4 protein-coding genes and 1 pseudogene are annotated in these 6,522 nt (G+C 46.6%); 2 read left to right on the top strand and 3 right to left on the bottom strand.

Annotation, left to right across the window (positions count from 1 at the left end):
- Both QME20_RS08555 and cysE read right to left on the bottom strand, forming a co-directional pair.
- Window positions 1-434: pseudogene (locus QME20_RS08555) on the bottom strand (transposase); the annotation flags it as partial.
- 127 nt (window positions 435-561) lie between these two features.
- Window positions 562-1,368: a serine O-acetyltransferase gene (gene cysE, locus QME20_RS08550; RefSeq protein WP_014947845.1), complete on the bottom strand. Its 807-nt coding sequence runs from the start codon at window positions 1,366-1,368 to the stop codon at window positions 562-564.
- Window positions 1,369-1,832: 464 nt separating this feature from the next.
- On the opposite strand from cysE, the gene uvrD reads away from it, so the two are divergent.
- Together uvrD and QME20_RS08540 are read left to right on the top strand one after the other, a co-directional pair.
- On the top strand, window positions 1,833-4,004 hold the full coding sequence (gene uvrD, locus QME20_RS08545; protein ID WP_014977964.1) for a DNA helicase II: 2,172 nt from the start codon (window positions 1,833-1,835) through the stop codon (window positions 4,002-4,004).
- Window positions 4,005-4,046: 42 nt separating this feature from the next.
- Window positions 4,047-5,324 (top strand): diguanylate cyclase, encoded by a 1,278-nt coding sequence (locus tag QME20_RS08540; protein ID WP_281715788.1) that lies wholly within the window; start codon window positions 4,047-4,049, stop codon window positions 5,322-5,324.
- A 65-nt stretch (window positions 5,325-5,389) separates the two neighbouring features.
- Here the strand turns inward: QME20_RS08540 and rarD are convergent, their stop codons facing one another.
- Window positions 5,390-6,304 carry an EamA family transporter RarD gene (rarD, locus tag QME20_RS08535; protein ID WP_281715787.1) on the bottom strand — a complete coding sequence of 305 codons (915 nt, stop codon included), beginning with the start codon at window positions 6,302-6,304 and terminating at the stop codon, window positions 5,390-5,392.
- Window positions 6,305-6,522: the final 218 nt, after the last annotated feature.

Below are 6,522 nucleotides of genomic sequence, written 5' to 3'. Positions count from 1 at the left end.
GTCTTTAAGAATGCTTTGTGGGTGGCTGGTTTCTCTTTGGTCTTGTTGCAATGCACTTCTTGATAAAGTGTGACGGGTCTACCCTTTAAAGATATGGCCGCGCGTAAAAGAAAGTGCGCTTTATGGTCATCTAAATCTGACCAGTCGATTGAGATAACAGGGCGAGATGTGCTGCCACAAAATAGTTGGCAAATAGATGCATAGATAAACGGTGTTTCACTTAATAAATGCGGGTTTGAAAGCAAGCGGTCGGCACGTTTAATCCGGTGTTTCTCAAAGGTTTTAGTCTTAATTCCTCGACCTATGCTGGTTACGGTTGCAGCGCTTCCGTTGAGCAGGCTCTTAACGCACGCCGTTACTGCATTCCGACGAGTTTTATGCATTTTATAGCTGACAAGCGATACGACTTTGTTCACAATAGATAGGGCATTCATGACTGTTTGGCCTCGGTGATTTTTGGCGATTGATCTGATCACCAAACGTCATGAATGTTCCTATCTTTTTTATCTCGCTGATATCGTTATATTATTTGTGGGGATACCTCAGACTCTGACCCCAATTTTATACGTGGGAGTTATCTTCTAGTACGTTTTGGCGCATGGATTCACATGGGCTTTGACAAACCGGTCTTCCAACCACTTTAGCTGGAACACCCACCACAGTAACGTGAGCTGGAACACTATTGAGTACAACGCTACCTGCGCCTACTTTTGAGCCTTCACCTATCTCAATATTTCCAAGGATCTTGGCGCCAGCGCCAATTAACACGCCTTGGCGAATTTTAGGGTGACGGTCGCCCGACTCATTACCGGTACCACCTAATGTAACGCTCTGCAAAATAGATACGTTGTCTTCAACCACTGCAGTTTCGCCCACTACAATGCCAGTTGCGTGGTCAAACATGACGCCTTTACCAATACGCGCAGCAGGGTGGATATCTACACCAAAGCTTGCAGAGTTGCGGCTTTGTAAGAATAAAGCAAGCTGATGACGCCCATGAACCCAAAGGTAATGCGCCATGCGGTGTACTTGCACAGCATGAAAACCTTTAAAGTGAAGTAAGGGAGTAAGGTAATCGTTGACCGCCGCATCCCGCGCCTTAATCGCTAGAATGTCAGCAATTGCCGCTTCGCTGATGCCAGGCTCAAGTAAGTAAGCTTCATCGAAAACTTCACGAATGGCGAGCGCAGGCATGACGTCGTCTGCCATTTTGTTCGACAGAATAAAGCTTAGCGACGATTCAAAGTTGTGATGTGCAAGAACACTGGCATGCACATAGCTAGACAGCAAAGGCTCTTTTTCAGCAACAACTTGCGCTTCTTGTTTCAGCGTAGACCAAAAATCGATGGGCGTTGTAAGTGCGGTCATGAGCATGTCCCGTTATATAAAAATGCTGTGTTCTATCAGAAAATTGGGTAAGCAATCTAAACTTGTTCCTTGCTGGGCATATCTATGCTGACAAAAGGGAACGCGTAAAAGTTTACCTGAGTTTGATGTGATGCAATACCGATGTGATACCGACCAAGCGCATAATTCGATCAATTTATCGAATTAATTCGTTATAGCTAATAACCGTATCGTACATGTATACATCGTTAAAGCACTCTGCTCTCTCGCTGCGTCTAACCGAGTGCTTCCATTAACTTAATAGAACGTTCAGAGCGCTCGTATCTTTCATTAAATAATACTTAAAATCATGATTGCACACGAACGTATAATGCCGTTGAAGTTTATCTTCACTGGGGAAAAACTGGACTGTATAAATCAACAGGCAGGTGGCATAATAGCGCGCTGCTGAATGTATAACACTATCAACTAACAGGTACCACACTATGGATGTATCTCGACTGCTAGACGAGCTAAACGACAAACAGCGTGAAGCAGTAGCAGCCCCACTATCTAACGCCCTAGTTTTGGCTGGCGCGGGCAGTGGTAAAACCCGCGTATTAGTGCATCGCATTGCGTGGTTAATGGAAGTCGAAAACATCGCCCCTTTTTCTATTTTGGCAGTAACCTTTACCAATAAAGCAGCCAAAGAAATGCGCGGCCGAATAGAGTCGTTGATGGGTCGCAGCCTGCACAATATGTGGATTGGTACCTTCCACGGGCTTGCGCATCGCTTACTACGAGCGCACCATGCAGAAGCCAACTTGCCTGAGAATTTTCAGATAATTGATTCGGACGATCAGTATCGACTTATTCGCCGCATTCTGAAGGCCATGAACCTGGACGAAAAGCATTGGGCGCCTCGTCAAATTCAGTGGTATATAAATGGCAACAAAGACGAAGGCTTGCGCCCTCAGCACATTGAAACCCACGGCGATCATATTCAAAAGACCATGCGCGAAGTCTATGCGGCATATCAAGACGCTTGCGACCGTTCAGGCTTGGTAGATTTTGCTGAACTGTTGCTACGCGCACATGAATTATGGGCTAAAAACCCAGAAGTATTAGCCCACTATCAACGTCGTTTCCGTGCAGTGTTGGTAGACGAATTCCAAGATACCAACAATATCCAATATGCATGGCTTCGTATGCTGTGTAGTGGTGGTAATAATAACATTATGATTGTTGGCGACGACGATCAGTCTATTTACGGCTGGCGCGGCGCGAACGTAGATAATATTCAGCACTTCCTGAAAGACTTCAACGAGCCTACTACTATTCGCCTTGAGCAGAATTACCGCTCTACAGGAAACATTCTTAAAGCGGCGAACACGGTTATCGACAACAATACGGGCCGTTTAGGGAAAGAGCTTTGGACGGAAGACGCGCAAGGCGAGCTTATTTCTGTATATGCGGGTTTCAACGAGCTAGATGAAGCGCGCTTTATTGTTTCGAAAATCAAAGATTGGCTGAATCAAGGCAACGCCCTTACTGATACCGCCATTCTTTATCGAAACAACGCCCAGTCTCGAGTACTGGAAGAAGCCTTGCTACACGAAGGGCTGGCGTATCGCATATACGGCGGTCTGCGCTTCTTCGAACGCCAAGAAATTAAAGACGCCCTTGGCTATATGCGCATGGTAAGCCACCCGCACGACGATGCAGCTTTCGAGCGTGTAGTAAACACCCCAAGTCGCGGTATTGGTGAGAAAACCTTATCGCAAGTGCGCGACACCGCGCGAATGCACAACTGTTCAATGTGGCAGGCGTGTCAGTTGCTCATTAATGAAGGTGGCTTCAAAGGCCGCGCGCTAAACGCTATGCAAAGCTTTGTGTTGCTAATTACTGAGCTAGAGCAATCCACGTTAGATGAGCCCCTTGACCAACAAGCCGATAAAGCTATTCGCCAATCTGGTCTGTACGCTATGTACCAAGCAGAGCGCGGAGAAAAAGCTCAAGCACGTCTAGAAAACTTAGAAGAATTGGTTACTGCATGTAAGACCTTTATCGTGCCTGAAGAAGCCGAAGAAATGTCGCCTCTGGCAGCCTTTCTAGCTCATGCGTCGCTGGAAGCGGGTGAAACCCAGGCGGATAAAGACCAGGACGCCGTCCAGATGATGACCATACACACCGCCAAAGGCCTTGAATTTCCGCTGGTATTCTTAGCAGGTGTAGAAGAAGGCATGTTCCCTAGCCAAATGACCAACGACGAGCCAGGTCGAATGGAAGAGGAACGCAGACTTTGCTATGTTGGTATGACCAGAGCAATGCAAAAGTTGTATATTACTTATGCAGAAAGTCGTCGACTCTATGGCCAAGATAAGTATCATACTGCTTCTCGATTTATTCGCGAAATGCCAGCAGACTGCGTTGAAGAGGTTAGGCTGAAATCGACTATTTCGCGGCCCGTGCACAACCGCTTCAGCCAAGCGACGTCGCACGCCAGTTTTGAAGAAACGGGCTTTAGTTTAGGTGAGCGAGTTGTACACCGTAAATTTGGCGAAGGGATCGTACTTAACTACGAAGGGAGTGGTGAGCACGGTCGAGTTCAAGTAAACTTCGACGAATTTGGCAGCAAATGGCTGGTACTTGCTTACGCAAAGCTGGAGAAAGCGTAACATTATTAATAGGCAAGGTAGCCTAAACCTAAGTTGAAATGTATGCAGCAACACGTGCTGATCATCGAAAATGGTGAAGGCAACCTTGAACTTATAGCGAAATTAGTACGCCGGGCTGGTCTTACCCCCGTTGGCGCAACGTCGCTGACAGAAGGCAAAGCACGGTTTTCGCAAAATATGCCGGAAACCTTTCTGTGTGCTATTGTGGCATACTCTCTTCCCGATGCACCAAAAGGCGAAGCCATCGACTGTACGGTTGAGTCTTTCATTCCCACCATTGCTACAACAGAAAGTTTAGATAGCGCTATTCGCGATAAAGTCCTAGAACGTGACGTTGTCGATTACATTCCCAAAGAAAATTCGCAGAACTACGACTACCTCAATCGTCTTATTAGCCGATTAGAAAAAAACAAGTCTACCGGCGTCGTCGTGGTAAGCACTAATCGGGTGTTGCGCTCAAAAACCGTTTCATTACTTCAGCGCCACAATTTTATTGCGTTTGAATGCCTAACGGCTACAGACGCTATGCAATGCTTGTCTGAACACAAAAACGTACGTCTTGTTATCACTGACAACACGTTACCTGATATGACAGGCACGCACTTTGTCGCCAGTTTAAGAAAAGCCTTTTCGAAAGAGCAGCTGGCAATTATGGGCGTTGCTGGAGGCAAAGGCATGTTAATGTCTGCGCACTTTATTAAGAGTGGTGCAAATGACTTCTTGCGAGTGCCCTACTGTCATGAAGAGTTCTTGTGTCGCGTGATGCAGAACGTAGAATATATTGAGAGCGTTGAAGAAATTCGCCGTGTGGCCAACACCGACTATTTAACAGGTTTGCCTAACAGACGCCACTTCTTCTACATGGTTACTGTGCAACACCAAAACCTGTCTGAGGATCACGCTCTCGCCCTTATTGACCTAGACTTTTTCAAATCGATAAACGATACCCATGGCCATGACGTAGGTGACATTGTGCTAAAAGCCATGGCGGCCCTTATTGAGTTTTATTTTCCAGACGAAATTATTTCCCGCTTTGGTGGCGAAGAGTTTTGTATATACATGCCGTCAACACCACTAAAAGAAGCCTGTGAGCGTTTAGACGACTTCAGAAAAGTGGTGGAAGCGGAAATTATTCAGCTGCCTAAAAGTGACATTAAAGTGACCTGCAGTATTGGGGTAAGTGGCGTCCACACGCAGCGCGTAGATAAGCTACTAAGCCTTGCCGACAAGCAGCTTTACGCCGCCAAAAATAGTGGGCGCAACCAAGTGAAGTGCGAACCACCAGATGTTCCTCAGCAAGAGCAAGCTTCACTGCTTTAGCTTGTCACTCAATCCATTGCCGCTTAGCTGTCCGACGCTTAAAAATGACTTGTGCGCAAAAGCCCCTACTCCACCGCTAGCTTTCGCGCTTTACGCTGACTGCGGTAATTAACTAGCGAGTCGGCACTAAACAAGATAAGCGCAAACCACACAAAGCTGAAGGTTACCAAGCGCGACTCTTCAAGTGGTTCGCCGTACAGGTAAACCGCCAGTATGAACATAAGCGTTGGGCCAATGTACTGAAAAAAGCCCAGCGTTGAATACATAATGCGCCTTGCTGCAGCGGTAAAACAAAGTAGTGGCGCGGTAGTTACAATGCCAGCCGCTAAAATAAGGGTATTTAGTGTGGCGTCGTTATTAAATAAGTTACTGTACTCAGAGCCAAAGAAGACCCAGTAAATAATAGCGAATGGCGAGAGCATTAAAGTTTCAATGAACAGGCCGGGTAGCGAGTCTACAGCCACTTGCTTGCGCAATAAGCCATACACGCTAAAACTTCCCGCAAGCACCAGAGCAATCCACGGCACGTGGCCGTAAGAGAAAATAAGAATAGCCACGCCAATAACGGCAAGCCCAACGGCTACACGCTGTAAGTTACGCAACCTTTCACCTAAGAAAAGTCGACCTAGAAATACGTTGATAAGAGGGTTGATGTAATAGCCAAGGCTTACATCAAGAATATGGTCGTTATTAATTGCCCAAATAAACAAGAGCCAGTTCGCTCCGAGTAACAAGCCTGCAACGAATAAAATCTGCATAACGCGCTTATTGCGAAGGGCGGCGCCCACTTTGGGCCACTGCTTTAGCGCGGCAATAAGCCCAACCAACAGCACTACAGACCAAATTACCCTGTGCATTAGGATTTCAGCAGCCGGCAATACCATCAACTGTTTGAAATAAACAGGTGCAACACCCCACATGCTGTAAGCGGCAATTGCACAAATAACGCCGATTTGAGCGGCACTGGCTTGCTTAGACAAGACTGACTCCAACGAAACTCGGGGGAAGAAGGCGCGTATTGTTTATCAGGCTAGGTGAATACACAACCCTTAACGCTTTCCAATGCGGCAAAGGACGTGTAACAAGCGGCATAATTAATGAAACGCAATTAACAAAAATGAAAAAGCCCCGCTAAATGTGCTCATTCAATGGGGCCTAAGATGCGTTCGTCATGAAAAAACAGGACAAGGTTTATCGG

The sequence above is a fragment of the Alteromonas sp. CyTr2 genome (assembly GCF_947311905.1).
Classification (GTDB): domain Bacteria; phylum Pseudomonadota; class Gammaproteobacteria; order Enterobacterales; family Alteromonadaceae; genus Alteromonas; species Alteromonas macleodii.
Note: the sequence above shows the minus strand (reverse complement) of the source record. Positions and strands in the feature narration are given on the sequence as shown.